The sequence below is a fragment of the Bradyrhizobium sp. McL0616 genome, assembly GCF_049993385.1.
Lineage (GTDB): Bacteria > Pseudomonadota > Alphaproteobacteria > Rhizobiales > Xanthobacteraceae > Bradyrhizobium.
Map to the genome: position 1 here is coordinate 6,745,941 of NZ_CP188255.1, position 19,003 is coordinate 6,764,943.

Below are 19,003 nucleotides of genomic sequence, written 5' to 3' on the forward strand. Positions count from 1 at the left end.
GTTGCCCAAGCAATCATTTCCAATGGACTACGCGCTGAATCCGCCTTCGCCCTCAACTATCCCCTGACATCCCCGATTACCGCCAAGGCTCTCGGTTCATCCGGTTCGCAAGGCTGGTGGCTGGTCGAGCGGCGGGCTTAACGGTGTAGCATCGGCCCGCTTCGAGTCGCCGATCGAATGTTATGGAACATGCCTCACAGGGACTGCCATCAGGCAGTGCACTGCAGACGAAGCTCCAGTCAGTGGTGGCACTGGGGATAGAGCGGGCGAAAAGCCCAACGGCGATGGTTCGGTTGGCCATTACCAGCACCAGCGTGCCGCAGATCGCCGCCGTGACCGGCCGCTCCCTGAAGGAGTGGAGCCATTCTCGACGCGTACTACCGCGGTCGCGACATTCAGCTCGTTAATGCTTACAGCGGAACTGTAAATCGAAAGCAGAAGAAAGCGTCGACACTGATTTCAACGAGAAGAGGTAAAGCGGGCGGATCGCAATGAGCGAGGCCCGCCCTGAAGTACTTTTAACCAAGATCACATGCCGTAAATGATCTTCAAATCGCCGCCGGCCCGAAACGCGATGACGATGCCATCGGCGGGCAGATAGACCTTTTCCAGCTTCGCGGAAGCGAGATGCCCCGCCATGCGGAAACCGTCCTTCAGCGGCCGGTTGAGCTTGGCATTGGCGGCGTTAAGGAGGTTTTCGTAAGCAATGCCGTAGTCGATATTTGCCTTCGATCCGAGTTCAGCCGTGATCGGGGCGATGAGCGGTTCGAGCGCTTCATTGTTGGTCGTCACCGCCAGATCAGACAGACGGATGGCATGGCCATCTGCGTCGACCTGAACCGCGCCGGCAAGATAAACCCATTTGCCTGCATTGGGATCCGTCTCGGAGGCCTTCGCGACGCGTAGTCCGATGACGAGTTTGCCGGACGACGGATAGACGTCGATATCGCGAACCGCGATACCTGGCACTGCCGGCATCGCGGCGATGACCTGCTTCAGTTTGTCCTTGAGCACGTCGTAACCAATTTTGACCGGAAGGACGACATCGAACGCGCCGGGCGCATCAACATCGCGACCGAGGGACGGCAACGCCGTCGCGGCCACTGTCGGTGGGGCCTGACCGATAATCGTCGCGGCCGTGCCGGACAGTTCGAGCGAGCCGCGCAGAACCTTCGCATCGGCACGCACGCCGGCAAAGGACGCGTTCTGCGGCGTGATCTGCAACCAGACGGAGGGATTATCCGAGAGCTGGATCGGCTCAAACGCGTGCCGCCAGGCCGCCACGGCCTTGTCGTGGAGATCGAGGCGCCGCGCCGCAGCCAACGCGTGCGACCTGACCACGGCAAGCTGGCTATGAATTCGAGGCTCGGCATATTTCGCCAATGGAATTTCGCGGCCCATCACATGCAAGACCGGCGGCTCGCTCCAGTGGAAGCCGTCGCTGAAGTTCAGGTCGAGCGACCAGTCGCGGTTGAGCTGCGGATGCGCCTCGGCCTCGATCGTAGCACTGGCCTCGGTCTCGCCATGAATGCGCGCCGTGAACCGGTTGGCGCCCTGCCCTTCGAGGACGCCGTGGATCGGCACCGAACCATAGACCCGGTCGCCGTGGCCATACAGCGAAACACCACCGGAGCGCTCAACATAGCCCCAGACATCGCAATTGGCGTTGACGCGGAAGAACAGGACGCGGCGGTGCACGCAGCTAATCTTCTCGTCGATGCTGGCAAGACGACGGGGGATGTCCCTCTCGATGTCAGACGCCAGCGCCGGCAGTCCGAATTCGATCGTCGCGGAGATACGCGAATCCGTGCTGAACGGCGCCACGATATCGGGAGCAAGCGGCGGCTTGTCGGCTGCCGATGCAACCGAACAAAAGCTGATCAGGGTCAATGCGGCCACGGCAGCGCCGGCCTGAAAGCGCGATTTCGGAATGAAGAGCATGATGGGCCTCGATCTCTAGATGATGAAGTAAAGGTTGAAGGGCCGGTATGTCAGAGGCGGTGGCGGCCGCCGCCAAACCCGCCACCGCGAGCGAAGGATCGCGGCGCCGGCCGGAACGCCTCGGCACGGGAGCGCATGAACTGCGCGCGCGGTGCCGCCATCGGGCGATTGAAGCTCCGCGCCGGCATCGCCGCGTGGTTCGCCTGCCTTGCGGCCGACCTTGGGGCAAAGGACTTCGCCCCGTCCGGCGCACGCCGGGCCAAGCCTGCCGCGCCGATGGCCTTCGCGGCCTGGCCTGCGCCATCGAACTTGTGGTCGGCTTCGCGTGACAGCTCGGAACGACCGGCGTCCATGTGATCCTTCAACGCATCGCGCGCGGCGAGCGTGTTGCCCCGGCCGAAGCGTTCGGCGACCGCAGCATTGCGGTAAGGCACATCGCCACGGTGCGCGGGATTGTGGGCCCAGATGTTGTTGGTGATGTCGGTGCGGTTAAACGCGTTGAAGCGGTTGACGTTGATGATCACGTTGTTATGCCACCAGTCGCATCCGCCCCAGATTGCCGCGCCGACGGCGATGCCCGCTGCGAAAGAGACGACATTGCTGGCAACGAACCCCGGCGGGGACCAGAAAAATGGCGGATAATCCGGATAGCCCCAGGTGCCGTAAGCTGCGGCCGGGTCGTAGACCGGGACATAGTAGACATCTGGATCGACCGGCGCGATCACAATGGCCTGTTGCCGCGACGGCGTTGAAACGCCGGCCGGAGCGGGCTCTGTCGTGACGCGCTGCTGAGCATTCGATTGCAAATTGCCTGCCGCCTGCGACTCGGCGCGCAGCGTTTGCACGGCGTTCATGACGTCCTGCTGCTGGGCGAGAAAGGCGTCGCCGAGCTGCTGCGTCCAGTCGAGCTTGTCGTTCATCATCTGGAGCGTCTGCGGCACGGCGGCCAGCGCCTTCACGCTCGGATCCCAGGGCTGCGTCTGCATCGCGCTCTGCAGCGCCGCACCGTTCATGCCGGGATTGTCGCGAGACCAGCGAGCGGCCTCGACGATTTCGAGCGGATAGGTCGACGCCATAACGACCTGGGTGAGCAACGGATCCGGATAAAGCGCGATCGGCGCGACGAGTTGCTCGAGCTGGCCTTCGGTGAGCTTTTGATCGGATGGCGCCTGCCCTTGGGTTTGCGCCTGCGACGCGGATGCGTCCTGCGCGCGCACCGACGTGCCGGCCAACCCCAATGCGAGCACGACAGCCGCACCACAGAGTGTGAGGCGTCCGAGCGCCGATTTGATCTGGTTTGTCATCTTCGTGTCCTGTGTTTGATCCACGGACCGGCAGCACTGCCGGCCCGCAATTGGAGCTGGCTTACGGGCAGATGCGCTGGTTGTTGCGCCAGTAGCAGGTTGATCCGCGATGATAGGCATAGACGTTGCCGTAGCGGCCGACGGCGACGGCGCCGTTCCGGTTGAAGGCGACGCCGCCGCGCGGACCGACGCAACCTGCGCCGTAGACGTTTCTGCCGCAGGAAAATGCCTGGGCCTCGGACGGTGTGAACATGGCTGCGAGGCCGGCTATCGCCACAGCCGCGCAGGCTGACGCGGCCGCGCTCTTTACGGCTACTCTGCCTATTTTACTCGCTAAACGGGAATTTACGTTCGAGATCGTTTTCATGGTCGTTGTCCTTTGTCGGTGATGACGAAATTGTCCCGTGGGCGGCGTTTGAGCTCGCCTTCAAAGCGAGCGACAAATGCTCCCGCAAGCCTCCGAGCACAAATACCGCTTCCATATGCAGGTATCGGCGCGCGCTATAACCGCCGGTGAAACAATCGCTGGATTGGAAAAACGCTCGTAAATCAGCCTGCGGAACGAAAACCTCTATGACTTCAACTGCTGCTCACAAGAACGTGCTTCACGCGCCGCCGAGCGCAAGGCGACTGACCTCGTTCAGGCCGCGTCCCTCCAGTTCGGCCAGCACGGCCTCGTCCGAAAGCGGCAGCTTGCGCGCTCGCTTCCAGTCCTGCTTGACGGTCTCGAGGAGACGCCGCACCACATGGTCCGATGTGGTCTCGATTGCCAGCTCGCGCCGGTCATCGAAGCTGCCAGGGCTGAGATTGATAGAGCCGATGATCGCGCGATCGTTGTCGGCCACCATGATCTTTCCGTGTAGCTTCAGGTGCCTCAGCGTGCGAACCTTGGCGCCGACATCGTGCACGATGCGTAAGCCGCTGACGCCCTCGAACAGCTTCTTGTGCTTCAGCTTGTGCAGCGCGCGCGACATGATCCGGACCCGCACGCCGCGTTTCACGGCGCGAACCAGCCGCTCGATGATCACCATGTCCTGATAGCGCTCGTTCTGGAGCCAGAGCGTTTCCCTCGCACCGTCGATGAAATCGGCGATGCGTTGACGGCCGTTGTTGGGGCACCAGATCAGGTCCGAGTCCGGGTCGGGCGAAAACGGCTGTTCCGCCCAGTCAGCGTCGAAGCACCGGACCATCTCCGCGACTTCGGATGTATTAGTCGTTTGGACCGCGTAGTCGCGCGTCTCGGTGAGATCCCGCGGCTCCCAGTTCAGCGATTCGACAAATCCGGTGCGCCCGTCAATCACCATCGACTTCTGGTGGGTGACCGCAAACTCCGTGCTGCTGTCCTTCACTGCAACGCCCGCGGCTCGCAGCGCTTCGCGCGCGAGGTCGTTGTCGCTGGTGCCGTCGCGCCGCGATGGATTCAACATGACACGAACGTTGACGCCGCGCCGCCGGGCAGAGACCGCAGCTTCGAGCAGCGTCGGATCGGTGAACAGGAACATCCGGATGTTGAGGCTATGGCGGGCAGCGTTGATGGGAGCGATGATCGCATCTGCGGTATCGTCGGGAAGAACGATCAGCCTGTGTGACATGGTACCTTGATCCTGGTTTCGAGGCATTCAAGCCGCATTGGCGGAGCGGGCTTGTCCGGCCTGATGCTGAACATGATTGAGATCCGCGAAGACGCCGCCGCGCGCCAGCAGCTCTTTATAGCCGCCCTCCTCCGCGACCACGCCGTCCCGGAGCACGATGATTTTGTCGGCGTCAGCCAGCGTATTCAGACGGTGGGCGATCATGAGGACCGTGCGGCCTTTCATCAGGCGATGGAGGGCCTCGATGACGAGCCGCTCGGACTGCGGATCCAAGGCTGCAGTCGGCTCGTCCAGCACGAGGATGGGGCTGTCGCGTACGACGGCGCGGGCGATGGCGATACGCTGCCGCTGGCCACCCGACAAATGGTTACCGTGCTCGCCGACCAGCGAGTCGTATCCGTGCGGCATGCGCGCGATGAACTCATCCGCATTGGCGACGCGGGCAGCTGCTAGGATGTGCTCCTCGCTGGCGTCGGGCCGGCCATAGGCGATGTTCTCGCGGATCGTTCCTGGAAACAACACTGTGTCCTGAAGGACGAAGCCGATCTGGGCACGCAGCGCGGCAACCTTGTAGTCCGCGATATCGATGCCGTCGACCAGGATGCGGCCGAGCCTCGGATCGTAGAAGCGCGGCAACAGGCTCAGCAGCGTCGACTTGCCGGAGCCGGTCGGGCCGACGATGCCGACCACCTGCCCAGGAGCGATTTCGAAGGACACCTCGTTCAGCACCTGCTCATCGCCCTCGTATCCGAAGCTGACGCGGTCGAACCTGATGCCGCCCCGTACCCGGCCGGGTTCAACCGCGCCAGCTCGCTCGGCAATCACCTCGTCGGCGGACAGAATGGTCTGGATCCGCTCAAGCGCGACCGTGGTCTGGGCAATTGTGCTGGTCATGCTGGCGAGGTCCTTCACCGGCTTGAAGAATCGCTTGAGGTAAGCGAGGTAGACGGTCAGCGCACCGGCCGTCATGGTGCCGGCAACGATCAACGCCGTTCCCTTCCAAAGCACGATGCCTGTGCAGATCGCGACGACGACACTCACAAGGGGTGACATCAGCGATTTGATCTTGCGAGCTCGAAGGGCCGCCTCCACAGTGGCATGGCTTGCCGCCTCCAGATGTGCGATCTCGAGTTCCTGCCTTCCGAACGCCTTGGTGACCTTGATCGTGCTCAGCCCCTGCTGGACGATGGAAAGCACTTCGCTCTGGCGCATGCGGACGGCACGTGTCGCCTCCTTCACCGCTCGCTTGAAGCGGAACACGAACAGCAGCAACACCGGCGTGAAGGCGACCGCGATCAGGGTAAAATCCCAATCTAGCCACAACATCAGTCCCACCATGAACAGGATGGTAAGCAGGTCGATCACGATGTCGAGGGTCGAGGACGAGGCGAAATCCTGGATGGTCGCTACATCGCTCGTGATGGTCGACACCAGCGTTCCGACCTTGGCATGCTCGTAGTAGCGTAGCGACAGCCGGTGCAGATGCTCGTAGATACGCAGGCGCAGATCGTTGGCGACCCATTGCCCCACGCTCGTCGTGTAGTAATTATCGATGTAACCGGCGATCGCACCGATGACGGCAATGACGAGCGTCGCGACGCCTGCGAACAGGGCAACCCCTAGCGTGTGTTTGCCGAAGCCGTAGTCATGGGCCCATTCGAGCCAGTGCGGCAAATGGTGGTTACCGAGTGCATCGTCGATCACAAGCTTCAGCGGCCACGGTGCGGCGAGACCGGTCGCGATCTCGACCAGCATGGCGATGAAGACGATGGTCAGCCAGCCGCGGTAAGGCCGAGTCAGGTCGAGCACCAAGCGTGACATGATCTGACCTCGTCTATTGAGCCGACGCTTCGGCGGGCATCATGGCCGGAACCGGCTTGCCGCAATCATTCGGCACGGGCTGCCCGGCGAACCGGTCCATCATCCAGCCGACCGCTGCATTAGCGCTGTCGCGCGCGACCAAGCCGTGCCCGACGCCGGGGACCCACATCATGACAACCTTGCCGCCAGCCTTGCACTGCTGCTGCATGTAGGCGCGCGTCACGTCAGGACGGACGATGTTGTCGGCCGTGCCCTGCGCCAGGAACAACGGAATTTGAGGCGAAAGCGCAGCCGGGGTGTTGCGAATGGCGAGCGAACGCCAGGGCTCGACCGTTGCGATGTTCGGCACGGACATGAAGGTTTGCTCGAGCGGCTTCTCGGTCTGGCGGCGCTCGAGAATATCGAAGATCGATTCGATGCATTCGTTGGAGAGCCGGTCGACGGCCGGCATCGCCTGAGGTAGCACCACCTTGTCGATCGGTGCTCCATACACACGCGACCAGGACCACAAGGTCATGGCGGTGAGGTTCTTGCCGCCGGACGACTTGAAGTCGTCGCCCATCAGGGTCACGAGCGATGTCGCGGGGGCGGCTGCGGCAACGCCGACGAGGCGCAACTCGGGCGCATAGGTCTTGGCGATCAGCCCCGTGTAGAGCGATGCCTGGCCACCCTGCGAATGACCCCAAACGGCGAAGCTGTTGCCGTCACCGACGCCGGGCAGGCTCCGCGCGGCACGCACCGAGTCGATCACGGACCGCGCCTCGCTGTCGCCCACGAGGTAGGGATGCGGGCCGGTGGTGCCGAGGCCGGGATAGTCGGTCGCGGCAACCACCGCGCCCTGCTCGACCAGCTGGCGCAGCCCCGCCATCTGCTGAAAGACAAAGATCGCGAGCGACGGCGCACAATGCGGCACCACGCCGGTCGTCGGATGCGCCCAAGCCACGATCGGGCGGCCACCCGCTGGCGCGGGTCCCGGCGGCACGATGATCACGCCGGAAACGGCGATCGGTTCACCATGCATGCCGAGCGAACGATACAGCACGCGATAGGCCTGTGCGCCCGCCGGAGCGAACGCCATGGGCTCGGAGCGGATCAGGCTGCCAGGCGGCCCGGCAAGCTCCTGCGCCGATGCCTCATAGAAAGCTGTCTGCGCTTGCACTTTGGCAGTCGGCAGCGACAGCATCGCTGCGCAGAGCATCGCACCAAGCCACCGGCCCAGCGGCGGTGCGGCAGCCGAGAATTTCTTTGAAACTTTCATGATAGCCTCGCAATTGAATGTGGATGCGGGCCCGCGCCCGCCCGAGTCCCGACGCACAGTCGGGGGCCCTACTGAACTTCGCCGGAGTGGATGCGCGTCGTGCGCTCGTAGTCGTCCTGCTCGGAATGCTCAGGGAACAAAACCTCGCGGCACGGTTCGCTCAGCCTTGCCTCGTTACCCCGCAAGCATCCGACGATCGCGCCGACATTCGGGATGTAGCTGCCGCAGAGCCTGAAGACGTCCGGCCGGCATGCATTCTGCTGCTGCATGGTGCCTTGCGCGAAAGCGCTGGTTCCAATCGTCGACATGGCGACTGCAACAGCAACGGCTTTGGTGAGTCTCGAAAACATTCTGTCATTCTCCATTTGATATTAAATGCGCTCATGCAACAGTCTTAGGTTGTTGCTCGATGCATGCGACATGCGGGGCTAAACGCAGAACTGCAAACGTCTCAGATCACTTCATATGCAAAGAGCGTCGCGACGACCGTGATGGCAACCAGGCCACAGAGAAAAATTATGTCTGCGATCTGCTCGACCCAGACGCTGAGCCGGGTGCGGTTGGACCAGCGGATCGACAAATACGATGTCAACGCGCTGATCAGAAACGTTACTGCGGAAATCGCCGCATATTCGTCGACATGTGACGTGCCGTGCTTGGCTTCGGCGAGCTTGACCAGCCCGATCAAAGTTGCGCACACGCCAATCATCGTTCCCGACACCGGCAGGATATGCGACGCCAGACTGTCGTTTCGGGTCCGTATGGTGATCCTGTTCGACATGAAATGGTCGTTCGCTTTGCTGTGGTTTGCGCGCCGGGTTCAAACAATGCCGACGCACTCAGCCGTCATCAAGTCCACTGGCCGTTCGGGAGCCGACCATGGAATGGGGTATTGCGGCAGTGGCCATACGGTCCGTGCCAGTAGCCGGGAGGGCAACCGTTCCAGGCCCCTGGCGTCTTGTAGCCGCCGTTCGGCAGGCGACCGTAATAGGGGGTGTCGCGGCAATGGCCCAGGGACCGCGCCAGGCGTTGGGACCGCAACCGCCGGAGACCTGGATGACCATTGCGGGAGCGTCGGCACTCACTATCAGCGACGCAGCAGAGGAAGCAGAGGCAGTCGCCGCAAGCATCGCGGCGGCAACCATTGCGTCAGAAACTTCAACACGAGACCCTCCTTGGTTTTGATGATTTTCAGTTCAGAATGAGGACGCCCTACCGAGGGCGGCCGCGTAGATCGGGATGCTTAGATGCTCGAAGGCAGCCTGCTGCTGCGCGCCGAACACATCCCGTTCATCCATCGATGCCGAGATGTTCGGCCGATCGATGGAAATCTTGATCGCGTTGCAGGTGTCGACGAAGAACGTGCCGATGACCCGGCTCAGCGGGACACTGAGGATCTTCGCGACATTCTCGCGCGCGAAGACATTCGAATGCAGGGCCGCCTCGTAATTCTCCGCCGAGGTAAAGATGACGTCGAACGTCAGGCGATTGATCCCCGCATCTTTGCTGCGAATGACGACGGCCATATCAAGCAGGCGCTGGGCACCGACATGCGCGCCCACCGGTGCATGGTCTGCGATCAACGACAGGGTGCGGTCATCGACACTGCCGCGATAGCCGGCCTCTCCGAGATCGAAATAGCGCGGCCTCGCGTTGCCTTGCCTCTCCCATTCTGCCCCGTTGGCCTGATAATAGGTGATCGGGAACATCGCGTTCTTGATAACGTCTTCGTTCTGAAGCAGATGGTAGAGCGACCAGACGTAGGCGTCGGGCGCATCGAGGTTCAGCCGTGAATTCGTCTTCGGGCTTGCAACGCTTGTGATCCGCTCGATCTCGCGCTGGTGCTTAGACGCAAGCTTCTCCGGATCTAGATCTACGCTGCGCAATAGGACGGCGGGGTTCGAGGCATCGGCCTCGTTGATGGTGAATTGGGCTCCGGCAAGTGCATCAGGAAATTCTTCGCCGACGAGTTTGATCACGGCGTCCTTGATCCGCAGGTAGTTCTCGAAGAAGACAGGATCACGAGTCCCGCTCGGAACGATCGCCCCAAACAAGCCGTCCTCGCGCTTGAAGCTGACGAGGTTTGGCGACAATGGATAGGCGATGTTCCCCGCGGTCGCCTTGCGGCCGGGATAGCCGTAATGAATGAGATAGTGCGTGAGCAGGCTCGCAAGCAGGGTGGCTGCTTCCTGGGTCGTCGCCACGGTCTCGATGATGATGCCCAGCTCGCGCTGCGAGGCTTCGACTGGTGTCGCCTGGACGCCATTGCGGCCGTAAACCAGCACGTCGGGTGGAATCATCGGAAGAGCCACAGGATCGATGTAGATCAAAGACAACTTGCGTGCGCCCAGTCGGCGCGATCCTTCGAGCTTGATGCTCCATGGCCACGGTTTCCGCGAGCGGACGAATTGGCTGCCGCGAATGCCCGCGGTGCGGCTGTCGCGCGAGAAGAACTGGGTCTTCTCCATGACGAGAATGCCTTCCGGATAGAATTGCAACTGGGGGTGGCTCTCCTCGTAGAGCGAATGAGCCGCGATCGAATAGGCCGTGCAGCGGCGCGCGGGATTCGGTGCGCTGAACAAGGCCGTGCCATCATCATAGATCTCCGCGACAAGGCAGTCCGATGGCGAGCCTGGATCACAAGCGAGCGCACCGCATTCCAGGACGTGCCCGACATGATAGGCAAGCCCCGCGTCGATGCCGCGGCGGATCATGTCGGACGCGAACAGCGCGATGTCGCATGAGCGGCCGGCAAGGATATATTGTGCCCCGTCTTCCAGCGCAGTCATCAGGGGATGGATCCCCATCTGTCCGACGATGACGCTTTCGCGCAGCGCCTGCTCGTCAAGCTCTGGACCTGAGCCGGTCGGACGGAGCGTGCCATTACGGTACTCCTTGACGACGACCTCGGGATCCAACTCAGATCGGATCACCGCGACCTTGGCGTCTTCGACCTTCAGTTCGGCGAATATCTCCTTGGCGACCGCGATCATCCCGTCGAGATTGCGGTTAGCGCCGGCCATGCCGCTGCTACCGAGAATGACGGGACAGCCGATCTGCTTGCCGGCCTCGACCATGTGCCGGTAATCGGCCTTCACCGCCTCGCGTTCGAAATACTCCGTTCCCGTGCCGAGATAATAGGGGCCGGCATCCATCGACCCTCCATCGCAGATGATGGCGTCGACGCGTCCCTTCAGGGCCGCCTGCAACGATTCCTTTGGATACCCGTAACCAAGCGCACCGCAAGGAGCGACGACACGATAGATGAGGTTGGGCATCGAACAGTACCTTCTCGAAGAGGGGCAATCCGATGTGGCTCGCCCGCGAACGCGGCGGAGCAATGGTCCGAGCGGCCATCGAAAACAAATACGGCTTCGATATGGAGATATCGGTCTCGGTTATGGCTCGATCTGGTCAGCGTAATGCCAGGCCATGACAGCAAGCCGCATATCTCCCTCTTGGCGAGACTGATCAATGGCTTGCTCGAATGAGCAGCAACCGCGGCGGACAAGTCAAATGAAGGGGAAAAGTGCGGCTGATGCCGGCTATTCACATGTCCGTTATTGTCGAGTGAACGGAGACGAACCGTCGATGGCCGGCGACGTGGCATTGGAAATCGGTCCTCGACTAGCCATCACGCTCGTAAGCACTACAGGCGCGAGATTCGCAGACCTATCGCCGCCAGATATATCCTCATGCCGAATCCGTATTTGCCTCGCGCACCACTTTCGCCGAGTGAAACGCCAGTTCAGTGCGGCCGGCACTTATCCATTGCCCACCGCAGCTCAACCTTCCGCATATCACTCGAAAGGATTCACCATGTTTGATTCAAAGATTACGCGCCGCGGCTTTGCCGCCACCGCGGCGACCAGTGTAGCTGCGATCGGCCTCGTCGGTACCACCGTCAACTCCGCCGACGCCTATCAAGGCAACATGGAGCGTGCGCTCTCGTCGCTGTATCAGGCCCTTGGCGAACTGCGCCAGGCGACCGCCAACAAGGGCGGTCATCGTGTAAAGGCGATGGAGCTGGTTGGAGAAGCGATCGCTCAAACCCAAGCCGGCATCGAATTCGCCGATGAGCGGAGCGGCGGCTAGTATTCTTTGCGCGACTGCTGCCGACTCGGCAGCAACGGCAAGCCGCGTGACTGGGTGGTGGTGGAGAATTCAGCCTGATCGGGGCAAATCCTGCACCGAGACGCGCTCATTGATTCAGGCGGCACGTTCGAGTTCTCCGCCGCCGCACGGTGGAGCGCTCGCCTGCAAGCGGGACGATTTCCAGGTCCACCCCGCCGAACGGCTTCGTTCCGTTGTGGCAGCGGCGCCTGGAGCAACTGGTTTCTTACTCGTCGCCTATCGCTATCTCCAAGAAAATACTAGCGTTTTATGCCCCCTCCCGGCGCGGCCGCGGCAATTTTATAGGTGCGGAGCCGTCGGCGCTGTGTAAGATTGCGGCTTGGGGTGGTCCGCCGTCGAACTGGGCCGGTCGGACGGTGATCGAGCCGCCCAGAAAAGCTGCGGGCGACACGCGGTCATGCAATTTCGTCATCTTCGCTATTTCGTGAAGGTCGTCGAATCCGGCAGCTTCTCGCGCGCGGCTGCAACGATACACGTCGCGCAGCCCGCCCTTAGCCAGCAGGTCGGGGAGCTTGAAGAGCGCCTAGGCTTCACCTTGCTTGAGCGCAGTGCGCGCGGCGTACGTCCCACGGCGGCCGGCGACGTCGTGTTTCGCGAGGCCTCCGAAATCCTCCGTCAGCTTGAGCAGCTTCCCGGCCTTGTACGGTCGAGCGGCGGCGAAGTCGAAGGCATCGTCAACTTCGGAGTGACGGTAGCACTCGCGGGCGCCCTCGCGGGTCCGGCTGTCGCGGCATGCCAAGAAGCACTGCCGAAGGTGACGCTGAAATTCTCCGATGCTGACAGCGATGTGCTTCAGGCCAGGATCGAGGCACAGACGCTCGACATGGCCTTGGTCTTTGAAGATGATTTCGTACCGAATTTCTCACGTCATCCTATCTTCCGGCAGCGTCTTTACCTGGTGCGGCGCGATCCCCTGGCAGGGTGTAGCGGCGTCGTATCTCTCGAACAGGTCGCAAAACTGCCGCTCGTACTCCCGCCACTCCCCAAGCATCGTCGCGTCGTGATTGACCGCGCCTTCGCAGAAGCTGGGCTGACGCCAAACATCATCGCCGAGACCGATGCTGCGCTCAGCGAGTTGTCCGCGGTGCGTTCCGGCGTCGGAAGCTCGATCTTCAACGCCGGGACGTTTGAGAACGTCTATCCGGGTGCGTTCGCCGAGCCGCTGCTCATCGAGCCGCCGATCTCCCTCACGTGCTCGCTGGTTTCTTCAAGCGACTTTCCGCTCACTTATGCGGGCGAAGCCGTGAAAGACGTGCTGATCCGCTTCGTGAAAGATCAAATCGTGGGGAATACGCGACCGGGCGCGGAGCTGATCGCATGATGCAGTACCGCCATCTGCATTATTTTGTCAGCGTGGTCGAGGCTGGCAGCTTCTCGCGCGCGGCATCCACGATCCACGTCGCGCAGCCCGCACTCAGCCAGCAGATTGCGCAACTCGAAGAGCAACTCGGCGTGGACCTGCTCCTCCGGAGCGCACGCGGCGTTCGTCCGACTGCCGCAGGTGAAGTGCTCTATCGCGAAGCGTCTTCCATTCTGAAACGATTACAGCAGCTTCCCGGCATCGTGCGGTCCGAAACCGGAGCCGCGGGAGGCACCGTGCGGCTCGGGATGTCTTCAACCGTCATGGCGACGGCACCCATGGCATTCATAGAGCAATGCAAGGCGGCGCTGCTCAATGTTGTTCTCATGATGGCGGTCTCTGACAGCCCAACAATCAAACGGCGTGTGACCGAGCATGAACTCGACCTTGGCTTGATACTGGAGGACGAGCTCACGCCGACCGTCGCGCGTATTCCGCTGTTCAAGCAGCAGCTCTTTCTCATTCGGCCCCATGGGGCCTCGAAGGGCAAGCCCGTGCCACTCGCCGAACTTGCATCGCTGTCGCTGATCCTGCCGCCTTCGCCGAACATGACGCGCACCGCGCTCGATCGCGCTTTCGCGGCCGCAAAGCTCACGCCAAACGTCGTGATGGAAGCCGACATCGTGGCAAACATCATTACCGCGGTACGGGCTGAGGTTGGCGGCTCGGTGCTGCCGAAGGGTGATCTCTCCGACATGTCGGGCGGCGATCTCGGTCAGCCCGAGGCGATCGAGCCGCCGGTTTATCTCACCTGTTCGATGATTTCGTCCGGCAACTTTCCTCTCGCCAATGCTGCGGAGGCCGTACGCGATCTCTTTACTCGCTTTGTCGAATCTACTTTGCGAGAGACGCGGGCGCCTGGCGTCGAATGGATCGGCGCCAAACAATTCTGATCCGACATGCCGGTGCCCCTCCTGTTCAGCATGACACCTCCGCCGGTGCTCCTTCGATCGGGCGAGCGACTGCGCATTGATATTGGTAGCAGCATGGAGCTTCTGATCAGCGGTTAGAGCCACGGAAGGCAATGCGAGGCGACCCACTTCTGAAATCAGGCCGCCAACCGAAACGGTCTATTCGCTCAAAAAACAAAAATGAGGGGATAAGCTAAGATTGTTGAAAATATGCCAGTTCCCGTTATGGCGACTTCGAAAACGAGGACTGCTGCCAAGCGGTACCTCCGAGTCTGCAAACTCCACTGAATCCTACGCGCATCAATTCAAGGTGCAAGCAACCGCGGCTGAAGGTCCCATTTTCATTTGCCGTAGCCGTCCATGACTTCTCCTCAGCGGCCAAGGTATTGGGTGCGGCTATAGCTCTATATCGACATCGTCTTTGTAGGGATGGCGGCGATTAGCTATGACATTCGCCAAGCCGAACCCAGTGCGAACCGCGCGGCGATATGCAACGTCATTTTCGCGCCATACCGCAACAAAGCTGTCGAGGGACAGCGGATTGGCTTCGCCGCATCGCAACGAAGCGCTGCCATTCTCCCTTTAATATCATCGCAGGAGCGAGAGCATGAAGTCCCAAGTCTTGATTGTTGGCGCTGGACCGGTCGGATTGACGATGGCAGCGGAGCTTGCCCGTTATGGAGTTTCAGTGCGAATTGTCGATAAGGCGGCGCAGCGAACCGACAAGTCCAAGGCGGTCGTGCTCTGGAGCCGCACTCTGGAATTGCTCGATCGTGCAAATTGTGCAGACGCTTTCGTGGCCGCCGGAAACAAGGTCGATGCCGCAAACATTATCGCCGATAAGACGGTCATCGGTCATATTAATATCTCGGATGTGAACAGCCCCTATCGCTTCGCACTGATGCTGCCGCAATCGGACACCGAGCGGTTGCTCGAAGAACACTTGGGCCGCCTCGGTGTCGAAACGCAACGGCAAACCGAACTTTCGAGCTTCGAACAGGACGAAAGCGGTATAACGGCAGTCCTGCGGAATGCCGATGGGCAGGAAGAAGTGGTCAAGTCAGATTGGCTGATCGGCTGCGACGGCGCCCACAGCGCAGTGCGCCATAGTCTCGGCCTCTCGTTTCTGGGCAATACGTTACAAAGTGATTGGATTTTGGCAGATCTGCATCTGAGTGGATATCCGTTGCCTACAACGGAAATGGTGACCTATTGGCATGAGGATGGCGTGCTGCTCATCATTCCGATGTCAGCAACCCGCTTCCGCATTATCGCCGACCTCGGTCTCTCGAAGGGAGGCGCTCCCGTCAATCCTACGCTCGACCAGGTCCAGGCGATCATTGACAGTCGCGGTCCCGGTGGGATGACGACCGACAATCCAATATGGCTTTCAGCATTCAGAATCAACGAACGCAAAGTAAGCGACTATCGCTCCGGCCGAGCTTTCGTGGTTGGCGATGCCGCGCATGTGCATAGTCCGGCCGGCGGGCAAGGCATGAATACCGGCATGCAAGACGCATTCAATCTGGCCTGGAAACTGGCGCTGGTTTGCCGCGGCGAATCCGCGGAATCGCTGCTCGACAGCTTCAGCGTTGAGCGCAGCGCAGTCGGCGCAGAGGTGCTGAAGGCCGCGGGCCGGCTGACGATGGTTGCCACGATGCGAAACCACACGGCGCAAGCGGTGCGTAATCTGTTCGGCCGGCTCTTGCTGGGACTGTCGCCGGTTCGCAAAGCCATGGTGGATACCATGAGCGAGGTATCAGTCGGTTACGATCACAGTCCACTTAACGGACCCGGCGTTCACCGCGGTGATATACCAGCTCCCGGCCAGCGCTTGGGACCGATCGCTGGACAAACCCCGGTTGGCTTCGGGATTGCTCCGCGTTTCGCGTTGTTCGCTGCGAGAACTAGTAGAGTAAGCCGGTTGGCCGTGAAATTCCCCAGCCTTCTTGAGGCCGAGATTCGAGCCCCCCTCGATCCCAACGTAATGCTGCTAGTCCGGCCAGACGGTTACGTCGCGTGCGCGGCAGGAGCCGATGACGTCGGTATCATCACTGACTATTTGAGCGCAATCGACGTCTCGGAGGCCGTGGCTGCCTAGTTCTTGCGATCAGAATGCTTTGAGGCTGATTTGGTCGACTCGGCAGCTCGAAACCCTTGGGCATCGTGATAACGGACTTGTCGCGGTCCCTCTTGCATGAGAGCGACAAGAGTCCGGCCTCGTACTTCCTGCGTTTCGGGTTGTCGTACTCGTTAGCCAGCTTGCAAATGGCCGCCAGCGCGGCCGGTTGGAAGAACTCATCGACCTCTCGAAGCGTGTCAAGGACGGCTTCAGCGCGCTTGGCGAGGCCTTCCATCTTGGAGCGGATGGCCCCGATGATCGCCGCGACCTTCTCGGGTTCTCCGGCAAAGGGTGCCTTCGACGTAGAGATCAAAGGCCGTTTGCGCGAGCTCTTCGGGGCGCCGTTCTTGACACGTGCCATGGGGGGAGCCGTTGGTAGCGGGAGGGCGACTCCATCAAACTCCCCCCTCAAAATCGCCTTTGTCTTGAAGGCTCAACGGCTGCCCGCAAGAAGCTACTATCCCGCCTAGCCATCGCGATCAGATTTTGGCGTAGAGCCCGCTACCATATCCGCAGTTCCTTCTTGACGTGCTTCCGGCGGCTTGAGCACTCGTTTCCGCGGCCCGTTCTTCCAACGGGTTAGGCGGTGATGATCCGATCGGGCCGCTCTCTTTGCGAGCGCCCTCACAAGATGAAGCAACATTTCTTGCGTGGAAGCATTTCCGGGTTGTCTGTCGGACATGGCAAAGCCCCGCGCGGCTGGCACGACAGAATATCTGATTTTTAGATAATCTGGAATCTGTATTATTTGGACACCCCGTCAAAGTGGGGTTTGCAGTGTCCAAAACGATTCGATCGGCCAGACATGAAGCGCTTCGCACGCTCATTCGAGATCGGCGGAAAACAGCAGGACTAACCCAAGCACAGCTGGCGAAGCGCCTGGGTCGATATCAATCGTATGTCGCGATGATTGAAGGTGGCGAGCTCAGGATCGGTCTTATCGAATTTCTAGATCTTGCGAAGGCTATCGGGTTTGACCCTGCATTCGCAGTTCGAAAGCTTACTAAAATCGCGGAATGATGGCTAATTATAAGGAGATTCCTTTGGAAGTAAGTCCAGCGTCTCACGAATAAACACGGCTGGAATGATAACACCTAAGGAAAGGTCTTTGTCTTTGAAAATTGTCGAGTTCACCTGCTGGGTGATAAGACCGGCGAGAAATTGAATTGTCTCGCCCAAATGAGTGGCGCCGCCGTACACCCTGTTTCTATCCGCAAAGTAGACGGGACCACCGCTATTGCCGGGAAAAATTCGAAAATCAAACAACCAGTTCTTCTGGTCCTTGGCTGGGATCAGTGGATAAGAGGCAATTTTACCGCTTCTCAGGATAGGATAGCCGTGCTGTCCAGCGGCGAACAGAGGATATCCTAGACAAATTAACTCGTCTCCCGGATGGACCTCGAATTTTTTCAACCACTCGTCGGTACCGATCAGATCGATTGAAAGCAATTTGACCTTCTGAAACTCGGTCGGCATCTTCATGTACATGGCCGCAACGTCGACGTCCTTGTGCTTCACGTACAAGGCTTTGCCGTTCTCGCGAATCGCAAATTCATACTCTTGCTGACCGTAAGACCCATCATCGTTGCGCCAGCGGAAATTTATCTTTGCCGTGTCGCCGGCGATTTCCTCCAAGACGTGAGCGGCAGTGATCAGCACGAACGATGCTTTGGTGTCGCTCATGGGCTTTCCCATGATAAAAATAGTGCCTGCTGAAGTGGCGGCTTGTTGCTTTGCGCTGGCTCCAAAAACTTGGAAAGTTGCTTCCATCAATTGGGTGTTGATTTCGAAGTATTCGTTCTCGGCGCCTCGCGCGCTGCCTGCTGCAATCGCACCCATAATGATCCCCACCGCTAAAATGAATCTGATCAAGGTCTCGCCCTGCACCCTGAGGTTAGTATGCAGGGATGTACGCCTCTTCGACGGACTCGACTAGTGATTGCTTGATCCGAAATCACCACCTCCCGTCCATTTGGGCAAGACGGTGCTACTCGGCAAGATGGTACTACCCGCTACCAAAATTTACATTTTTTGCTGCAAAATCAGATATTTAGGCGATTTTTGGTAGCGGGAGAGGGACTCGAACCCCCGCCCCAAGGATATGATTCCCGTGCTCTCGTAATTGACTAGCTTTTGTTAGAAAGCAGTCAAAAAAGGACTACGTCGATCGGGCGGCAGTCCTGATCGAACTCGTCTCCGCCGATCGTCTTCGCAAAACGGGAATATTCGCGGATAGGGCCGGAGACTTTTCCCGATTTTCTCCCTGAGTTGGGCAGGCTGAGGCTCCGGAGACAAATTCGAATGCGCGAAAAGCCGGGATTTCCGGCTCATTTGCACCTCTATTGGGAAGTCTCTCCGGAGGCTGGACTGCGTGGCTGGGGCGGGAGGGATCGAACCTCCGAATGGCGGAATCAAAATCCGCTGCCTTACCGCTTGGCTACGCCCCAACAGGCGACCTAGGAACGAGGCGGAAGAACTGGCTACCGCGGATTCCCTCCAGTCGCAGCCGGTCTATAGGGAGCGGCGCGGCATTTCAACCGCCTGGAGGGGCAAAATACCA

At 60.3% G+C, this 19,003-nt stretch carries 15 protein-coding genes, 1 tRNA gene and 1 pseudogene; 5 read left to right on the forward strand and 12 right to left on the reverse strand.

Going from position 1 to position 19,003, the window contains the following annotated elements:
- Positions 1 to 528: 528 nt before the first annotated feature.
- The 10 genes and pseudogenes from ACPPVR_RS32400 to ACPPVR_RS32445 form a co-directional block, all read right to left on the reverse strand.
- Positions 529 to 1,941: a DUF4403 family protein gene (locus ACPPVR_RS32400; RefSeq protein ID WP_426610588.1), complete on the reverse strand. Its 1,413-nt coding sequence runs from the start codon at positions 1,939 to 1,941 to the stop codon at positions 529 to 531.
- A 50-nt stretch (positions 1,942 to 1,991) separates the two neighbouring features.
- Positions 1,992 to 3,245: a DUF3300 domain-containing protein gene (locus ACPPVR_RS32405; protein ID WP_426610589.1), complete on the reverse strand. Its 1,254-nt coding sequence runs from the start codon at positions 3,243 to 3,245 to the stop codon at positions 1,992 to 1,994.
- 61 nt (positions 3,246 to 3,306) lie between these two features.
- Positions 3,307 to 3,612 carry a hypothetical protein gene (locus tag ACPPVR_RS32410; protein ID WP_426610590.1) on the reverse strand — a complete coding sequence of 102 codons (306 nt, stop codon included), beginning with the start codon at positions 3,610 to 3,612 and terminating at the stop codon, positions 3,307 to 3,309.
- A gap of 238 nt (positions 3,613 to 3,850) precedes the next feature.
- Positions 3,851 to 4,837 (reverse strand): phospholipase D-like domain-containing protein, encoded by a 987-nt coding sequence (locus ACPPVR_RS32415; protein WP_426610591.1) that lies wholly within the window; start codon positions 4,835 to 4,837, stop codon positions 3,851 to 3,853.
- Between the two features lie 27 nt (positions 4,838 to 4,864).
- The gene (locus tag ACPPVR_RS32420) at positions 4,865 to 6,658 is read right to left on the reverse strand and encodes an ABC transporter ATP-binding protein (protein ID WP_426610592.1); all 1,794 of its coding nucleotides are present in this window, start codon (positions 6,656 to 6,658) and stop codon (positions 4,865 to 4,867) included.
- Positions 6,659 to 6,671: 13 nt separating this feature from the next.
- Positions 6,672 to 7,916 carry an alpha/beta fold hydrolase gene (locus ACPPVR_RS32425; RefSeq protein ID WP_426610593.1) on the reverse strand — a complete coding sequence of 415 codons (1,245 nt, stop codon included), beginning with the start codon at positions 7,914 to 7,916 and terminating at the stop codon, positions 6,672 to 6,674.
- A gap of 68 nt (positions 7,917 to 7,984) precedes the next feature.
- On the reverse strand, positions 7,985 to 8,266 hold the full coding sequence (locus ACPPVR_RS32430) for a hypothetical protein (RefSeq protein WP_426610594.1): 282 nt from the start codon (positions 8,264 to 8,266) through the stop codon (positions 7,985 to 7,987).
- Between the two features lie 101 nt (positions 8,267 to 8,367).
- Entirely contained in the window at positions 8,368 to 8,697 is a 330-nt protein-coding gene (locus tag ACPPVR_RS32435) for a hypothetical protein (protein ID WP_426610595.1), read from the reverse strand.
- Positions 8,698 to 8,765: 68 nt separating this feature from the next.
- Positions 8,766 to 9,061: pseudogene (locus ACPPVR_RS32440) on the reverse strand (GCG_CRPN prefix-to-repeats domain-containing protein).
- 51 nt (positions 9,062 to 9,112) lie between these two features.
- Positions 9,113 to 11,194: a DUF4387 family protein gene (locus ACPPVR_RS32445; RefSeq protein ID WP_426610596.1), complete on the reverse strand. Its 2,082-nt coding sequence runs from the start codon at positions 11,192 to 11,194 to the stop codon at positions 9,113 to 9,115.
- 541 nt (positions 11,195 to 11,735) lie between these two features.
- On the opposite strand from ACPPVR_RS32445, the gene ACPPVR_RS32450 reads away from it, so the two are divergent.
- From ACPPVR_RS32450 to ACPPVR_RS32470, 5 genes are all read left to right on the forward strand, one after another.
- Positions 11,736 to 12,011: a hypothetical protein gene (locus ACPPVR_RS32450; protein WP_426610597.1), complete on the forward strand. Its 276-nt coding sequence runs from the start codon at positions 11,736 to 11,738 to the stop codon at positions 12,009 to 12,011.
- Positions 12,012 to 12,369: 358 nt separating this feature from the next.
- A complete protein-coding gene (locus ACPPVR_RS32455; RefSeq protein WP_426610598.1) occupies positions 12,370 to 13,371 on the forward strand; it encodes a LysR substrate-binding domain-containing protein in 1,002 nt (333 codons plus the stop codon).
- Positions 13,371 to 14,303 (forward strand): LysR substrate-binding domain-containing protein, encoded by a 933-nt coding sequence (locus tag ACPPVR_RS32460; RefSeq protein ID WP_426616229.1) that lies wholly within the window; start codon positions 13,371 to 13,373, stop codon positions 14,301 to 14,303. The genes ACPPVR_RS32455 and ACPPVR_RS32460 overlap by 1 nt, the downstream gene beginning before the upstream one ends.
- Positions 14,304 to 14,928: 625 nt before the next feature.
- The gene (locus ACPPVR_RS32465) at positions 14,929 to 16,422 is read left to right on the forward strand and encodes an FAD-dependent monooxygenase (protein WP_426610599.1); all 1,494 of its coding nucleotides are present in this window, start codon (positions 14,929 to 14,931) and stop codon (positions 16,420 to 16,422) included.
- 798 nt (positions 16,423 to 17,220) lie between these two features.
- The gene (locus ACPPVR_RS32470; RefSeq protein ID WP_426610600.1) at positions 17,221 to 17,463 is read left to right on the forward strand and encodes a helix-turn-helix domain-containing protein; all 243 of its coding nucleotides are present in this window, start codon (positions 17,221 to 17,223) and stop codon (positions 17,461 to 17,463) included.
- 3 nt (positions 17,464 to 17,466) lie between these two features.
- Here ACPPVR_RS32470 and ACPPVR_RS32475 read toward each other — a convergent pair whose 3' ends face one another.
- Positions 17,467 to 18,282, reverse strand: a complete 816-nt coding sequence (locus tag ACPPVR_RS32475) for a hypothetical protein (RefSeq protein ID WP_426610601.1) — start codon at positions 18,280 to 18,282, stop codon at positions 17,467 to 17,469.
- A 533-nt stretch (positions 18,283 to 18,815) separates the two neighbouring features.
- Positions 18,816 to 18,890 (reverse strand) — tRNA-Gln (locus ACPPVR_RS32480).
- Positions 18,891 to 19,003: the final 113 nt, after the last annotated feature.